The organism is Thermostichus sp. MS-CIW-41, from assembly GCF_054058915.1.
On record NZ_JBSSBO010000003.1, the window covers coordinates 17,694 to 33,627 of the forward strand.

Annotated in this window: 16 protein-coding genes and 1 tRNA gene; 12 read left to right on the forward strand and 5 right to left on the reverse strand. The window is 58.4% G+C overall.

What is annotated here, in order from left to right:
• Positions 1–84 precede the first annotated feature (84 nt).
• Positions 85–1,131, reverse strand: coding sequence for a thiamine phosphate synthase (locus ACVWXE_RS01575; RefSeq protein ID WP_457489418.1), 1,047 nt, complete (start codon positions 1,129–1,131; stop codon positions 85–87).
• A 109-nt stretch (positions 1,132–1,240) separates the two neighbouring features.
• Entirely contained in the window at positions 1,241–1,576 is a 336-nt protein-coding gene (locus tag ACVWXE_RS01580) for a hypothetical protein (RefSeq protein ID WP_457385737.1), read from the reverse strand.
• Positions 1,577–1,647: 71 nt separating this feature from the next.
• On the opposite strand from ACVWXE_RS01580, the gene ACVWXE_RS01585 reads away from it, so the two are divergent.
• The 7 genes from ACVWXE_RS01585 (at position 1,648) to ACVWXE_RS01615 (ending at position 9,676) form a co-directional block, all read left to right on the forward strand.
• Entirely contained in the window at positions 1,648–2,895 is a 1,248-nt protein-coding gene (locus tag ACVWXE_RS01585) for a lipid-A-disaccharide synthase-related protein (RefSeq protein WP_457489452.1), read from the forward strand.
• 75 nt (positions 2,896–2,970) lie between these two features.
• A complete protein-coding gene (locus ACVWXE_RS01590; protein WP_457489419.1) occupies positions 2,971–4,818 on the forward strand; it encodes an NAD(P)H-quinone oxidoreductase subunit F in 1,848 nt (615 codons plus the stop codon).
• A 12-nt stretch (positions 4,819–4,830) separates the two neighbouring features.
• The gene (locus ACVWXE_RS01595; RefSeq protein ID WP_414407993.1) at positions 4,831–6,339 is read left to right on the forward strand and encodes an NADH-quinone oxidoreductase subunit M; all 1,509 of its coding nucleotides are present in this window, start codon (positions 4,831–4,833) and stop codon (positions 6,337–6,339) included.
• 36 nt (positions 6,340–6,375) lie between these two features.
• On the forward strand, positions 6,376–7,557 hold the full coding sequence (locus ACVWXE_RS01600) for a CO2 hydration protein (protein ID WP_457444184.1): 1,182 nt from the start codon (positions 6,376–6,378) through the stop codon (positions 7,555–7,557).
• 82 nt (positions 7,558–7,639) lie between these two features.
• A tRNA-Cys gene (locus ACVWXE_RS01605) sits at positions 7,640–7,711 on the forward strand.
• Between the two features lie 34 nt (positions 7,712–7,745).
• A complete protein-coding gene (locus ACVWXE_RS01610) occupies positions 7,746–8,909 on the forward strand; it encodes a pyridoxal-phosphate-dependent aminotransferase family protein (RefSeq protein ID WP_414380850.1) in 1,164 nt (387 codons plus the stop codon).
• Positions 8,910–9,007: 98 nt separating this feature from the next.
• Positions 9,008–9,676, forward strand: coding sequence for a PHP domain-containing protein (locus tag ACVWXE_RS01615; RefSeq protein WP_414522131.1), 669 nt, complete (start codon positions 9,008–9,010; stop codon positions 9,674–9,676).
• A gap of 29 nt (positions 9,677–9,705) precedes the next feature.
• Here ACVWXE_RS01615 and ACVWXE_RS01620 read toward each other — a convergent pair whose 3' ends face one another.
• The gene (locus ACVWXE_RS01620) at positions 9,706–10,755 is read right to left on the reverse strand and encodes a potassium channel family protein (protein WP_457489420.1); all 1,050 of its coding nucleotides are present in this window, start codon (positions 10,753–10,755) and stop codon (positions 9,706–9,708) included.
• 88 nt (positions 10,756–10,843) lie between these two features.
• Here ACVWXE_RS01620 and ACVWXE_RS01625 point away from each other — a divergent pair, with 88 nt between their 5' ends.
• Complete coding sequence (locus ACVWXE_RS01625) at positions 10,844–11,056, forward strand: DUF2997 domain-containing protein (protein ID WP_414421570.1); 213 nt, start codon at positions 10,844–10,846, stop codon at positions 11,054–11,056.
• 36 nt (positions 11,057–11,092) lie between these two features.
• Here ACVWXE_RS01625 and ACVWXE_RS01630 read toward each other — a convergent pair whose 3' ends face one another.
• Positions 11,093–11,323: a hypothetical protein gene (locus ACVWXE_RS01630; RefSeq protein ID WP_011433402.1), complete on the reverse strand. Its 231-nt coding sequence runs from the start codon at positions 11,321–11,323 to the stop codon at positions 11,093–11,095.
• A 183-nt stretch (positions 11,324–11,506) separates the two neighbouring features.
• Positions 11,507–11,917 (reverse strand): plastocyanin, encoded by a 411-nt coding sequence (gene petE / locus ACVWXE_RS01635; RefSeq protein WP_414373743.1) that lies wholly within the window; start codon positions 11,915–11,917, stop codon positions 11,507–11,509.
• Between the two features lie 1,297 nt (positions 11,918–13,214).
• Here petE and ACVWXE_RS01640 point away from each other — a divergent pair.
• The 4 genes from ACVWXE_RS01640 (at position 13,215) to ACVWXE_RS01655 (ending at position 15,587) form a co-directional block, all read left to right on the forward strand.
• Entirely contained in the window at positions 13,215–13,619 is a 405-nt protein-coding gene (locus ACVWXE_RS01640; RefSeq protein ID WP_457489421.1) for a hypothetical protein, read from the forward strand.
• A 131-nt stretch (positions 13,620–13,750) separates the two neighbouring features.
• Complete coding sequence (gene ndhO, locus ACVWXE_RS01645) at positions 13,751–13,969, forward strand: NAD(P)H-quinone oxidoreductase subunit O (protein WP_414352011.1); 219 nt, start codon at positions 13,751–13,753, stop codon at positions 13,967–13,969.
• Positions 13,970–14,026: 57 nt separating this feature from the next.
• A complete protein-coding gene (locus ACVWXE_RS01650) occupies positions 14,027–14,854 on the forward strand; it encodes a cell division protein FtsQ/DivIB (RefSeq protein ID WP_457489422.1) in 828 nt (275 codons plus the stop codon).
• A gap of 7 nt (positions 14,855–14,861) precedes the next feature.
• Positions 14,862–15,587: an energy-coupling factor ABC transporter ATP-binding protein gene (locus tag ACVWXE_RS01655; RefSeq protein ID WP_414373739.1), complete on the forward strand. Its 726-nt coding sequence runs from the start codon at positions 14,862–14,864 to the stop codon at positions 15,585–15,587.
• The last annotated feature ends 347 nt before the right edge of the window (positions 15,588–15,934 follow it).

Below are 15,934 nucleotides of genomic sequence, written 5' to 3' on the forward strand. Positions count from 1 at the left end.
CGGAGTCGGGTAGTTTACAAACCATTTGGATTGGAACAGCCAATAAGCAGCAAAATGCTCACGGTTGAGCTTCACGGTTGATCTTTAGGATAGGGCAGGGATCCCTTGCAGTTCGGCCAGCATGGTGCGGGCTGTCTGGGTGGGATCGGCAGCTTCCATCAAAGCCCGCACCACAGCTACACGGGTGGCCCCAGCTCGACGCACCTCGGGCAGGTTGTGGGGATCGATGCCGCCGATGGCAAACCAGGGCAGGTGGGCTTTCTCGGCAGCCAGGCTCACGTACTCCAGGCCGGCAGGGGGTTTCTCCGCTTTGGTGGGGGTGGGGTAAACGGGGCCGACGCCAATGTAGTCCACGCCGCTGTTCAGGGCTTGGGCCAGCTCTTCGGCGTTGGTGGTGGACAGGCCAATGAGCCGCTGGGATCCCAGGAGGTGCCGAGCTTGGGCGACCGGCAGATCCGTCTGGCCCAGGTGTACCCCATCTGCCTGGCTGACCAGAGCCAAGTCCACCCGGTCGTTGACGATCATCAGCGCCTGGTAGCGGTCGCACAGCTGCCGCAGCTGTTTGAGATCCCGCAGCATCTCGCCGTCGGGGAGGTTTTTGCGGCGATATTGCACCAGGGTCACCCCGCCCCGCAGGGATTTTTCCACCACCTCTAGCCAGTGGGGCACAGGGCTGGTCACCAAATAAAGATGGGCTGCCAGGAGACGCTGCCGCAGGGATCCGCCCAGCAGTTCACTTTCCAAGACGTAGAGCCGATAGCGCATGTCTTTGGCCAGCTTGGCCAGGCCAGGGGCCACCCAGTGGTGGGATTCGGCCAACTTGCCGTATTCTTCTAACACCCGCAGGGCTTCTTGCACACGGCTGCAATTGGCTTGCAAGAGGTGGCGGAGATCCCGCCGTTGCTCCTCTTGGGGGTGGGAGATCTGGGTGCCTGGATCGGCGGGGGTATCGCGGGCCAAACGCAGGGGATCGCTGTGCCAGCGGGCTAGGGCTTGGCGCATGGCCTTGCATTCGGCAGAGAGCTCTCCCTCTTCCAGGCCGAAACGAAACCATTCTTCCAATACCCGTAGTCCTTCACGAGCTCGATCGAGGTTGGCATCCAGAATACGGGCGACGGCCTGGGGTTTCATGTTCCCTATACGTGGGAAGAGAGTTGCTTAATTTTTACCAAAAAAATGCGCCTAAAGCCCCGTCCTACCCTTAGCCGGAAGCAAGTCAGTAGGGTGGAGAGTAGTCAATTCACTGTAAATCGGAATGGTTTCCCTGAGGCTGTCCTTGGCCCTGAGGAGAAAGAGGGTGATGCCATAAGGCGTTAAGAAAGGCTTGCTGCGGCGTGTGTCCCCAGGCGAAGGCCCGTGGGCCGGCCCCTTCCGGCAAGTAGGCCCAAGCATAGCGCTCGCAGGCGGGAAAGTAGCGGATCTCCCACCAAGTTCCCCCTACAGGCACATCTTTCACTGCCCGCAAGAAAGGGCCGCGATGGCGGGTGAGGCGCTCTTCTATAAAGTAGGGGCCTTCCAGCTGAAGGGCTTCTACCGCTGCAATAAGCTCGGCTCGTTGTCGCTCATTTCGGATCATCTCCCGGGTTCCCCTCTTGGATTGGCTCTATTCTATGAGGAGATTTCTGGTGAGCTGGGGGATCCCTCTTGATTCAGCCCAGATTGCGCCTACGGCAAGCTGTGGAAACCCAATGGAATCCAACGAATCCACCGCAGGTGCTGTGTCTGAGCAATGGACACGGGGAAGATGAGGTGGGCAGTCGCCTTGCTGTTGCCCTAGTCCAACTGGGGATCCCGGTGCAAGCCTTGCCGATTGTGGGAGAAGGGACAGCCTACCAACGCCAAGGGATCCCCCTGCTGCCCATTGCCCAGGTGATGCCGTCGGGGGGGTTTATTTATCAGGATTGGCGGCAGTTGTGGCGGGATTTGCGGGCCGGTTTGCTGGGGCTGACGGGGCGGCAATTGGCGTTGGTTCGGCGGGCAGCAGCCCAGAGGAACCTGGTGCTGGCGGTGGGGGATATTGTGCCCTTGCTGATGGCGTGGTGGAGTGGGATCCCCTACGCCTTTGTGGGCACGGCCAAGTCGGACTATTACTGGCGAGATGAACGGGGGCCCTACCGACGCCCCTGGATCCCTTTTGGGCAGCCGGTTTCCGATTACCTGCCCTGGGAGCGCTGGCTGATGGCCCACCGACGCTGCCTGGGTTCTTTTTTGCGGGATGAGCTGACGGCTACAGCTTTGCAAAAACGGGGCCTGAGGGCCTTCTACCTGGGTAACCCGATGATGGATGGCCTGGAGCCACGCGGGGCATTGCCTTTGGATCCCCACCGGCCGGCCTTGCTGCTCTTGCCCGGATCCCGTCCGCCGGAAGCCTATCGCAACTGGGCTCTGATGATGCAGGTGGTGGAGCGGCTCCCAACGGAGCTGCAAGTCTATGCTGCCCTCAGCCCCAACCTGGAGCGAGACCCGCTTCAGGCTCGGATCCCATCTCAGCGCAGCGATGTACTTCTGGTTTGGGGGGACTTCGGGGCCTGTGCCCAACGAGCAACGGTGGTGCTGGCCATGGCGGGAACGGCCACCGAGCAATGTGTGGGCTTGGGAAAACCGGTGGTGACCCTGCCGGGAGAAGGGCCCCAGTTTACCCCGCGCTTTGCTGAAGCGCAGACCCGTCTTTTGGGATCCGCCGTCCACCTGACCTCAGTGGAGCAGGCTCCCGCCGTGGTTGGCCGGATTCTGGAACGCCTGGCCGCCGATCCCAACTACGCGGCTGAGTTGCGGGCCCATGGACGCCGCCGCATGGGATCCCCAGGGGCCGCCCGGCGCATTGCCGCTCAACTTCGAGATTGGCTCAAGCCATCCGGCCCGGTTTTGGAACCGTTCGAGCCAGGTATATCGTGAAATAGAGAACGAGCGATTCAAAAGCCTGACTGATTTCCGTTGGATCCAGTTTTCCGTTTTATTTAGCATTTAATGATGTCAAACCTTTTGGGGTTGGAGAGCAGTTGGTGGATCCCTTGCTATGGGTGGGCGGGAACAGCTTTGGCCATTCCCTGGGCAACGGGGTGGGTCAAGGGCAGTGGCCCGCGTCCGGCAGCTTACCTCAACATCCTTCTGACTTTTGCCGCCTTTGCCCATGGCCTTTGGCTGTTGCGGCAGGTTTGGGGTCGGGATCCCCAGATCTTGAACTACCTCTGGTTTCGGGTGGCCGATCTGGATTTGACTCTGTCTTTGGAGATCTCGCCTCTGACAATGGGGGCCGTCGTCTGGATCAGCGGTTTGAGCCTGCTGGCCCAGATCTATGCGCTGGGGTATTTGGATAAGGACTGGGGCCTGGGTCGCTTTGCCGCTCTAATGGGCTTTTTCGAGGGGGGAATGACAGGGATCGCCCTCAGCGACTCGCTGTTTTTCAGCTATGCCCTGCTGGAGATGCTCACCCTTTCCACCTATTTGCTGGTGGGCTTTTGGTACGCCCAGCCTCTGGTGGTGACGGCGGCGCGGGATGCGTTTTTAACCAAGCGGGTAGGGGATCTGTTGCTGCTGATGGGGGTGGTGGCAATTTCCAACTTTTCTGGGGCCTTGACCTTTTCCGGCCTGCGGGACTGGGCGGCTACGGCCAGCTTGGATCCGGCTTGGGCGGCTTTGATGGGGTTGGCTTTGATTGCAGGGCCTTTGGGGAAATGCGCCCAGTTTCCGCTGCACCTGTGGCTGGATGAGGCGATGGAAGCGCCCAACCCGGCTTCGATTTTGCGCAATTCGGCAGTGGTGGCCTGCGGGGCTTTTGTGCTGATTAAGCTGCAACCGCTACTGGCCCTGTCGCCAGTTACAGATGGGGTCTTGGTGGCCATCGGCACGATCACAGCCTTGGGCGGATCCCTGGTGGCCTTGGCGCAAATTGACCTCAAGCGCACCTTTTCCTATTCCACCAGCGCCTACTTGGGGTTGGTGTTTATGGCAGTGGGGATGCAGCAGCCGGATTTGGCCCTGGAGCTGCTGCTCATGCACGGCTTGGCTAAGGCGCTGCTGTTTATGGGGGTGGGATCCCTCATCTACACCACCTCTACCCAAAACCTGACGGAATTGGGAGGGTTGCGCAGCCGTATGCCGGCCACAGTTGCCGCCTTTGCGGTGGGATCCCTGGGGATGGTGGCTCTGCTGCCCCTAGGGTGCTTTTGGACGCTGACCCGCCTGGCGCTGGTCTACAGCGGGGTGCAGCCGGCTCTGGTGGGGGTGCTGCTGCTGGTGAATGGGCTGACGGCTCTCAACCTGGCGCGGGTGTTTGGCCTGGTCTTTTTGGGATCCCCTCAACCCAAAACCCGCCGGGCCCCTGAGGTGGGCTGGCTGATGGCTCTGCCCATGGGCATCCTGACGGTGCAAACCTTGCTCATGCCCTGGCTGTTGGGGCGCTGGGGGCTCTATCCCGACTGGAACCCGCAGCTGAGGTGGATGGCGGCTCTGCTGACGGCTGCTGGGCTGGTGGGGGCAGCCATTGGCGGCTGGCTGTACTGGGGGGACCAACGGAGGGTATATCTGCCCTGGCCGGAGTTGCAGGATCTGCTGGCCCACGACTTTTACACGGGGCACCTCTACCAAGCCCTGGTGGTGCAACCGGTCAGCGCCCTCTCCCGCGGATTGGAGTGGCTGGATCGCAACGGAGTGGACGGCTTGGTGAACGGGGTGAGCCTGGCCTTTTTCTTCAGCGGCGAAGCCCTCAAGTACACCCTGTCGGGGCGGATGCAACTCTATGTGCTGGTGATTGTCATCGGGATGGTGTTGGTTACAGCTTGGCTACTGCGTTCGCCCCATTTGGGGTTGGCCTATTGATGGGAGAGAGCCATGTTGAGCCTTTTGATTGGGATCCCGTTGTTGGGGAGCATCTTGATTGGGTTGATTCCCGAGCAGGCGGGGAAGGGCTTGCACCGGGCTTTGGCCTTGGGGTTTGGGTGGGTTTTGTTTGGCCTGAGCGCGGGGCTGTTGCTGATCTTTGACCCCCACCTTGGATCCCTGCAATTGGCGGAAAGGATGGCCTGGATCCCCCAGTTGGGCTTGGTTTATGAGGTGGGAGTGGATGGGATCTCTCTGCCTTTGGTGGTGATGACCGGGCTGCTGGTGCTGATGGCCATTTGGGCCAGCGGCCAGGTGGAGCGGCCCCGCCTCTACTACAGCTTGGTGCTTATGCTGGCGGCAGCGGTGGCCGGAGCTTTTTTGGCTCAGAATTTGCTGCTGTTTTTCCTGTTCTATGAAGTGGAGCTGATCCCCCTGTATTTGCTCATCGCCATCTGGGGAGGGCCGCGCCGCACCTATGCCGCCACCAAGTTTTTGGTTTACACCGCTCTGTCGGGGATCCTCCTCTTGATTGGCTTTTTCGGCCTCAGTTGGCTGAGCGATGCCCACAGCTTTACCTACACCGTCCTGCAGGCCCACCCTTTACCTCGGCTGTCGCAGATCCTTTTGCTCATTCCCATTCTGCTGGGCCTGGCCATCAAGATCCCCTTGGTGCCCTTCCACACCTGGTTGCCGGATGCCCATGTGGAGGCTTCCACCCCCATTTCCGTGTTGCTGGCGGGTTTGCTTTTGAAGTTGGGCACCTACGGCCTGGTGCGCTTTGGCCTGCAGCTCTTGCCGGATGCCTGGGATCAAGCCGGGCCTTGGCTGGCCGGTTGGGCGGTGGTTAACGTGCTCTATGGATCCCTGAACGCCTTGGTGCAGCAGGATATGAAAAAGCTGGTGGCCTACAGCTCCATTGCCCACATGGGCTACATCCTCTTGGCTGTAGCAGCAGCCACTCCCCTCTCCCTGGTGGGATCCATCTTTCAGATGGTCAGCCATGGCCTCATCTCCTCGCTGCTGTTTCTTCTGGTGGGAGCCGTCTATGCCAACACCGGCACACGGGATCTCAAGCTGCTGCGGGGATTGCTCAACCCGGAGCGAGGCTTACCGCTTATTGGCAGCTTGATGGTGCTAGGGGTGATGGCCAGTGGCGGCACACCGGGCATGGTGGGCTTTATAGCTGAGTTCACCCTCTTTCGGGGCAGCTTTGCCGTCTTTCCCCTGCAAACGCTCCTGTGCATGGTGGGGACGGGATTGACGGCGGCCTATTTTCTGCTGATGGTGAACCGTGTCTTTTTTGGGCGCCTCTCGCAAGTGGCCATAGCCATGCAACGCCACGCCACTGAAGAGCGCCTGCCTGCTGTTGTTTTGGCAACGCTGGTGGTGTTACTGGGCCTGCAGCCTAGCTGGGCAACCCGCTGGGTGGAGTCCACCACCTTGGCCTTGGCCAAGGCTAACCTAGCTGGTGTTGCAGGACTGGTCACTGCCTTTCAGTTTGGGTTGTCTTCCTTTTGATGATTTGATGAGATCGACGGAGTTTCTTTTGCTCCCATGACTGCCACTCTTGCTCCTGCTCCTTCCTGCTTCTTTCTGGCCGGCTTATCTCCTCTGGAGCAACTGCAACTGGCTCCTATTGTCCAGCGCCTAGAGGCAGGGGGAGCCCTTGTGCCGGATGCCCCTGCCAATCGCCTAGAGGTCATTGGCATCCTGCATAGCTACGGCGAGGTGCTGGATGCCTATTCGCGCAATTTGATCTTTATTGCCGACCACCAATTTTTGGAGCTTTTTCCGGCGTTCAAGTATTTCAACGGCGAGATTACCCTGGGCAAATGGCTGCGCTACCTGTGGCATGACCGCATCAACTACGAGTTTGCCGAATACTGCATGAAGGCCATGCTCTGGCATGGGGGAGGGGGGCTAGACCGCTACCTGGATACCCCTGAATTTGTCGAGCGGGCTAAGAGAGCCATCCGGGCCAAAATCCGCTTCAATCCCTTCTTGCAGGGCTTGGGGATCTTGTTTCCCGACTTTGCTCTAGAACAGGTGCGCATGCTGGCTATGTACAGCGGCTTGGGCCAGTTTTGGCGGGTGATGAGCGATATTTTCCTGGCGCTGGCCAAGCGCTCTGAGACAGAACCCCACCTCACCATTCCCGACGTGGTGGCTCACATCCAGCAGGGGTTGGTGGCAGCTGCCGACAAGCCTATCACCTACGCTCCCTGCATCTGGGGCCGCCGCTACGAGATCATCCCTCTCTCGGCGGGTCTGACTTTCCTATCAGATACGGCTATCCCCTATGTGGAAGCGGTGTTTTTCCGCTCCTTTCCCTTTATGGGCACGGTTTCCTACAACGCCCAGGCCCACCAGATCCCGGCTGAGCAGGCTGACTTTGCCTACGGCGCCCTCTACGCCGATCCGCTTCCGGTAGGCAGCGCTGGGATCCCGCCTACCCTGTTGATGCAGGATATGATGCGCCACCTGCCCCCCTACTTGCGAGAGCACTACCGCCGCCAGCCTCGCGGGGATGATGACCTGCGGGTGAAAATCTGCCTTAGCTTCCAAAAGGCCATGTTCTGTGTTATCACTGCCGCCCTGCGGGCTCTTGCCCCCTTCCCTCTGGAAACTCAGGATCCCCAGCAGCAAATGGCCAACCGCAAGTTTCTGGCTCCTTGGCTGCAGCGCCTGCTGGGATCCCGTCTGTTAAAGGTGCAGGAAGAAAGGGTTGAGGCCTAGCTGAGCTGGGAACTGCTACTTTTAGTTACTGGAAGGGGGATCCCCTTTTCGGATACAATATCTGCGCCCAGTTGAGCAATGGGGTGGCGTAGCCAAGTGGTAAGGCAGAGGTCTGCAAAACCTCTATGCGCCAGTTCGAATCTGGCCGCCACCTTTTAAACCTTACTTGCATCCCAAGCAGGGCAAGCATGAAAGACAAGCTGATATTGATGATCCCCGGCCCCACTCCCGTTCCCGAGAGTGCTCTGCTGGCGATGGCACGGGGGCCCATCGAGCACCGCAGCAAAGAGTTCACCGCCATTTTGGAAGAGGTCACCGATGGGTTGCGCTGGCTGCACCAAACCACCTCCGATGTGTTTGTCTTTTCCGCCAGTGGCACTGGTGCCATGGAAGCCGGGATCCTCAACACCCTCAGCCCTGGGGATCGGGTTTTGGTGGGGGTGAACGGCAAGTTTGGGGAGCGCTGGGCGGAAATGTCCGAGCAGTTTGGCCTTCAGTGTGAGCGGGTGGAAACCCCCTGGGGGATCCCTTACCCCGTCGAGATCTTCCAAGAAAAGCTGGCTGCCGACCGGGAAAAAACCATCAAAGCCGTCATCCTCACCCACTCGGAGACTTCTAGCGGCGTAGCCAACGATGTCCAAGCCATTGCTGCTGCTGCCCGCGAGCACGGGGAAGCCCTCGTCCTGGTGGATGGGGTCACCAGCGTGGGGGCAATGCCGGTGTTAATGGACGAATGGGGCTTGGATGTGGTGGCCTCGGGATCCCAGAAGGGCTATATGATCCCACCAGGGCTGGGATTTGTGGCCGTCAGCCCGCGGGCCATGGCCGCTACGGAGCGCTCTAGGTTTCCCAAGTACTACTGGAGCTTTAAGCTGGCGCAAAAGGCCCTGCGCCAAGGCACCACTCCCTTTACACCGGCGGTGAACCTGTTTTACGCCCTGCAGGTTACCCTGCGCATGATGCGCGCAGAAGGGTTGGAAGCCATCTACCGGCGTCATGCCAAGCTGGCCCAGGCCACCCGTGCTGGCGTCAAGGCTCTGGGGCTAAAGCTCTTGGTTGATCCAGAGTCAGCGGCCAGTCCTTCGGTAACAGCTGTACTCGCTCCCGAAGGGATCAACGCTGACACCATCCGCAGCACCTTGAAGAAACACTTCGACATCGCCCTTGCCGCTGGACAAGACCACCTCAAGGGCAAAATCTTCCGCATTGGCCATTTGGGCTTTGTGAGTGACCGCGATGTGCTGATGACCTTGGCTGCTCTGGAGTCAGCTTTACACACCGTGGGCTACAGCGACTTCACCCCAGGGGCGGGAACTCGTGCTGCTGAGGAAGTATTGGCCCACGGCTTCTGAACCCTCAGCTCAGCGGCCTTTGACCCATAGCACTGACCCTTGCCCCTGGCTACAATGGGGGGACATGCTTAATAAAACTTCAGAACCCAAGGGTGGCTATGGTTGTCAGCTTGGAACGGGATCCCTGCGTGGTGCCTTCTGCTGGGGAGTTGCGGCAGGTGCTACAGGGGGTTGGCCCTCGTTCTTGTCCCTTGCAGTACAACTTTCACCTACACACTCGTTGTTCGGATGGGCAGATGGATCCCGTGGATCTGGCGGAGCAAGCACGCCGGCACGGTCTGAAGGGACTGGCCATCACCGATCACCACACCTTGAAGGGCTACGAGCGAGCCCGCGCCCACCTGGATCGTCCCGACGACCCCATCCTGTGGCCGGGGATCGAGATCACAGCCAACCTGTTGGGCTGTGAAGTGCATATTCTCGGCTACGGCTTCGATCCCACCGATGGTGTCCTGGATCCCTTTACCCAAGGGGAGCAGGTTCCCGGCTTGCCCGCCGCCGACGCGATCCAGGCCATTCAAGCGGCAGGAGGCTTGGCGGTGTTGGCCCATCCCTTTCGCTATTGCCTGCCTGCAGAGGAAATCGTCCCAGCAGCAGCGGAGTTGGGAATAGATGGCCTTGAGGTCTACTACGCCTACAAAAACCCGGAGATTTGGATCCCTAGCCCAGAAGTGACGGAGAAAGCGGAAGAGTTGGCCGAGGCCTACGGACTTTTGAAAACCTGCGGCACCGACTCTCACGGCCCCAGTATCCTGAGGCGGATTTGAGCCAGGCTACCCAGGTGGAGAACGGGCTGCTACGGGCGTGGATAGAGCAACTGTCCAAGCCGACGCAACTGCTCTGCAGTGCCCATGCACAACAGCAGATCCCCCGGCTGCAACAGGGTTTCTCCGCTGGGGCCACCAATCAACTGGCCATCCGCCCGTCGAATCGCCACCACTAAAGCTCCGGATCGGTTGCGCAAATCGGCTTTCCGTAGGGTTTGCCCGACATAAGGACATTCTTGGGCTGCCAGCTCGTACTCCTCTAGGTAAAAAGTGCGATCCCGACCGACAAGGATGCCATCCACAAAGTCCACAACCCGGGGGCGTAAGGCAGCCGCCGCCATGCGTTTTCCGCCCGTGATGTAGGGAGAAATGGCATGGGCAACGCCCGCCCGCTGCAGTTTTTGCAAAGCCTCCTCCGTATTGGCGCGGGCAATGGTGCGAATGCGGGGGTTCAGGGTGCGGGCCGACAAGACCACGTAGAGGTTCTCGGCATCGGAAGATAGGGCGGCAATCAGTCCCTCCGCCTGTTGCACCCGCGCTTCCAGCAAAGTGGCATCCAGAGTACTATCCCCCTGGAGAGCCACATATCCCAGCTCTTGAGCCACCTGAATCGCCTCAGCAGACTGATCGATCACCAAAAATGGCACCCCTTCTGCTCGAAACTCTTGGGCCACCTGCCGCCCAATGCGCCCGAAACCGCAAATGATGTAGTGGTTGTTCAGCGCTTCCATCTGTTTCTTCCATTTCCGCTGCCGGATCCCTTCCTGAAAATGTCCCTGGATGAGGGCCTCTGTAAAGCGATTCACCATGAACCCAATGCTCAAGACCCCCATCAGGATCAAGGCCACCGTAAACAAACGCCCCCGATCCCCCAGCGGCCCCACCTCCATAAAGCCAACAGTGGTCAGGGTGATAACGGTCATGTAAAAAGCTTCCACCCAAGGCCACTGCTCCACCCCGTGGTACCAGAGGGTGCCGATCAGCACCACACACACCAATGCCCCCACGCCCAAGCCGAGGTCTCGCCGGATCCCGGGATCCCTTTTGGCAGCCTGGAAGAGGGGACGAGCAGAAGCCATAGAGCCCAGCCAGATCTAGCCCAGGAAAAGGAAGCAAGAACTAGAATGGGGAAGAACCCGTTGTTGTTCGGTAACAAGTGGAGTGCCGATGCCTGAATACATCAAAGTGGAATATCGGATCGACAAAAACGGACAGGTTACCGAGACCGTACTGAATGGTTCTGGCTCCAGTTGTACCCTAGCTACCGCCGGCTTGGAATCGGCGCTCGGAGCCGTGCAGAAACGGGAGCTCTTGCCGGAGTTTCACCAACTGACTGAAATCGAGAGGGAGTCAGAAGTCTCTTTGAAGCAAACCTGCTGACCCCATATCCATTTGCTCAGGGTTCTCACCGTCTCCTCATTTTTTCTTTTTGCTTCCCTTCCCGGCAGTATTGCCGGCTCGTGCCGCTCCAACCGCAGCCTGAAACAGCCAAACAGCCAATGGAGCAGCGACAACCAAGATGATGCTGGTGGGGCCGACGCCAAAATCCGGCTCGCCAGAAGCCAACTCGAAAATTGAGCCAACAGCAGCAATGGCGCTGAGGCAGGAAACGGCCAAGAGCAGGTAACCTTTAACGCTGGTGGTCATAGAGAACCCGTTTGAGAACTACACTTGCGCAGTACAGGGCAAGCCGGTCGAATGCGTATTCATTCGCCAAAAAGCCCTCCCACTCCTGAGAGGGCTAACTTTTATGCTAAAGGCAGGGATCCCTGTCCAGCAAGGCAAAACCAAAAGTGGGATCCCTAGAAGTTCAGCACTTGGGGTGTGGATTTAGCCGTTCACGATGATCTTGCCGACCATTCCGGCCCCACGGTGGGGCGTGCAGTAGTAGGTGTACTCACCTGGAGGAACATCAACAAAAGCCGACTCCACCACCTGCTTAGGAGCAGTGAGCAGTGCCTTGTGGGAGAGTTTGGCCGCCAAAGCCGCATCTCCACCGGGCACCTTGTCGAAGACAACATTGTGGGGGTAGACCTTGTTGTTCACCCACTGAACGGTATCCCCTTGGTTGATGGTGAGAGAAGGCGGATCGTAGACCAACTGGGCTTTGTCGGATCCCATTTTGACAATGTAGGTCTCGGCAGCAGCAGGGTTGGACAAGAGCGCCACAGCTACCCCCCCAACCACAAGGCTGAGCAGGATGAGCTGCAAACGCTTCACCAGGTTGAAAACTAGAGACATGGATTCCTCTCAAAACGTAACAGCAGTTATCCCAGACTTTGCGGCTCGGTTGCCCCTTTCCAGGTTACGAAGAGCACCCAGCCAGGCGGATGGGCAGCAGGGACAGTTGAATTCCCAATGCTCATTATAAGAGGGCTCATCCCAGAATAGAGCAATGCCCAACTGCGGGGCGGCAACATCCATCCTTTACAGGGAGCCGCGGCAGACCGAACCCGCCAAACAGCACAGCTCTTCCAGAAACCTACGGCAACCCTGTTGCCAGGCAATCCGATGCGGCTGGATCCCCGGCCAGTTGGGGCAGGATGTTTTGGCGGTTGGTGAGCGTGCGCAGGGAACCGAGAGCCAGTTTTCCGGGTCGTCCTCATCTCTACCCAAAAGTGCTTCGCAAAGTTTCGCAAAGTAGAGATTCTTTTTCCGTGGGATCCCTTAAAGTCCAAGAGTGTCTTGCCTAACAAATCCGTAGGGTTGTCGATGCACAAGAAGGGCAAATCATCCTAATCTCAAAGAGCAGGTTCTTGGATGCTGCTGGTCGGTATTCCTTTGAGATTCCTCAATAACATCACCTGAAAGTCAGTTGGTTGTTCAGCCCTCACCAAAATAGGGAGTCTGTTAAGATGAGCGTACAGCGTTCACCCGTAGTTGGTCCAAGCAAGAGTCGGCTTGCAACAAGTTTAGAATCGACGGATCAGCGGCTTAACATTCAAATCTTGGCCCGGTGTATTGGCACTGCCTTGAACCTGGGCGCTCCTCTCAGGGTTGAAGTACACTACACCTCAAAAGTGCAGCAGTAAGGTTTTCTTACCAGGCCGATCTGGAGGCACAGCTTCATACTGCAGTTTTTACTTATCTGAGCCTGGAGTGAGTTTTTGGACTTCTTACTTCACTGTATAGCCATATAGCCACTGCTAGCTAAGACAACGCATCTAGCGTATGAGGAAACTCCTCTGGCTCTCTAGAAGAGAGGAGCGAGCGTAAGCCAATTTCTCGGCCAGAAGGTTGTATGGCAGTCGGCTACGTTGTATGGCAGTCGGCTACAGGGATCCCTGAACTTCCTGATCCTGAGATGCTTTGGGGATGAGTTACATTGCCATCGGCCAAACCCTTTGCCAGAGGTTGAAACTCTCTCCCTCTGAGGTGCGGGATCCAGAAACCCTTCTGCCCCGGAGGGCAGGATGCTCTAAGTTGGCTTAACATTATTTCATGACCGGGCCTGGCCCTCACCTTGCCAAGGGCGGGTGGCCAATATCAGTGCCTAGGGATCCGGCTCAACTTCCTTCCCATTGCAGGCAAAACGACCATGGTAGGCATCTTCAAGCGCTTGTTCGGCTCGCGCGGCAAAGCTGCGGCCACGTCCTCACCGGAAACTGTTGCTAAGCCAACCCCAAAGAAAGCGAAAAACGACAATACTTTTTTTCTCGACCCAGATGAAGCCAAAACCCTTGGCAACATCGAGTATATGCGCACCCCCAGGATCGTGAAGCACACCTTCCAGGATTTCGGCAGCAAGGAGAAGGTGGAGGTGGTGGAGCAGGTCTCTTCCCTCAGCAAAGTTAAGTTGTCCACAGAGCAAGCCAAAACTCCTGAAACTGCTGCTGAGCAGGGATCCTCCGCTTCAAGCAGCAGCGGAGTAAGCCCACGCCGTCAGGGGGGATCGGACATGGATACCTTCCGCAATATGGCCCGCAGCCTGAGACGCAAATAGGCCAAATTCAGGTTGATCCCCGTCAGAGCCGAGCCAGAGGCTGGATCCCAGCTTTCTTCTTCACGGCAGCGGCAGGCGTGATACAACTGCTATCGAGCCGACTAATCCGCGACTGAACTTGAGGAGGAGCAATGGCAATCAAGCGAGGCACCCTGGTGCGGGCCATCCGCGAGAAACTGGAGGGTAGTTTAGAAGCGCAGGCAAGCGATCCTTTTATTCCCAACTACGTTTTCGAGACCCCCGGAGAAGTCGTGGATATCAAAGGTGACTACCTGCAGATTAAGTTTGGGGCTGTTCCCACCCCTACGGTTTGGCTGCGCGCAGATCAAGTTCAGGAGATTGCGGGTTGAATAGAAGCAGGGAATGCTTCCCATCTCCACACCCTGTGATGGGGTGAAGGGGGAGCCATGGCGCTTCTGGCTGCTCCCACCCGTGAACAACTTTTGCAGCGCAGGCGGCTTTTGCGTCGGCAACGGCGCAGCCGGTTTTGGCAGGGATCCTGGCGCTTGACCAGTTCGATAGCCCTCCTGACGCTGCTGGTGCTGGGCCTACGGCAGCCCCACTGGCAAATTCGTCAGCCAGAACAGATTCAGGTAAAGGGTGCCCACTGGGTCGATCCCGCCTGGATACGGGCACAATTGCCCCTGCAGTATCCCCTCAACATTTGGCAGGTGCAACCGGCTGTTTTGGAAAGGGCTTTGCTGGGATCCCCGACCCGCCCCTCTCCCATCGAAAGCGTCCAGGTGCAGCGGCGGCTGCTGCCGGTGGGTGTCATCGTCCAGGTGCGGGAACGGCAACCTGTGGCGCGCGCGCGATGGGGCAACCAACTGGGCTGGGTGGATGTCCAGGGCAACTGGCTGTCTCCCGATCCCTACCGTTCCCCCAAGTCTTGGCCTGAGCTGGAGCTGCTGGGCTGGGAGAACCACACCCCAGAGCAATGGGCGCTGTTGCTCAGGGCTTTACAGCAGTCTGAAATTCAGATCAGGGCAGTGGATTGGCAATCTGGAGCGGGAATTACCCTGCATACTGAGCTGGGCAACGTCTACCTGGGGCCGATTTCCGACCGCTTGCCCTTGCAAATTCAGACCCTCAACCAAATGCGGGATCTGCGCCGCTACTGCGAGTGTACGCCCGACGACATCGTCCACATTGACCTGACCAGCCCCAGTGTGCCCACCTTGCAACTTACCCCCACGGCCACCCAGGAGCGCTGGAAAGACCTGCGAATGCCCTAGCTTTGCTATGAACCCGGTGCCGGCGGTGGAGGTGAACCAATTGTGGACAGCTTATCCCGGTCATCCGCCGGTGCTGCAAGGGCTGGATCTACGGGTCGAGGTTGGGCAACATCTGGGGGTGATCGGCCCCAATGGCGCGGGTAAAACTACCCTGTTCCTCACCCTCTGCGGCCTGTTGCCCCCCTGCTCTGGCCAGGTGAGTTTGTTTGGCCAGCCGCTGCGGCCCGGCCAGTTTCGCCCTGAGGTGGGGTTGGTGTTTCAGGATCCCAACGACCAACTGTTTGCCCCATCGGTGGCCGAAGATGTGGCCTTCGGACTGCGCAATTTGGCCCGTCCTGAGGCGGAGATTGCGGCTGCCGTTCAGGCCGCCCTGCAGATGACCGGCACCCTCCATTTGGCCGATCGTCCCCCCCATCACCTCTCCGGTGGGGAAAAGCGCATGGTCGCCATTGCCGGGATCCTGGCGATGCAGCCCCAGTTGGTGCTCTACGATGAGCCGACGGCCAACCTCGATTTGCGAGCCCGGCGCCGGTTGATAGTTTTTTTGCAACAGGCCGCCCACACTTTTCTGCTGGCTTCCCACGATCTGGAGCTGATCCTGGAGGTGTGCGATCAGGTCATCCTGTTGGATCAAGGTCGGATCTGGGCCCAGGGATCCCCAGCCCACCTGATGGGCCAAGCCGACCTCATGGAAGCCCACGGCCTGGAAGTGCCCCCCTCACTGCGCCGATGATCCAGGAGTCGATGAGCGGTGAAAGTTGAAAAGATGTCAAGAATTATTTTTGAATTGATAACAATTTTGCCTCTCTTAATAAAAAGCTATCGTGCTAATTAAAAATATTGATTTTCGTCCAGGATTGAGTGGGGATATCATTTTGTTAAGTCGGGGATCCCTTCTCTGAGCTGTCCTAGTCAATTTTGTATGATCGATTTTGTACAAGAAAGATGTGGACTTAGCTCAGAGCTGGCAGCTTTGCCCGCCTGAGTGACAGTTGCGGTTAACCCTGATGGCTCCTACAACCTGTTCTGACTTCAGTCGGAGGTCTGTGGCTCAGAGCCTTCTCCCCTCAGAGGGGGGTC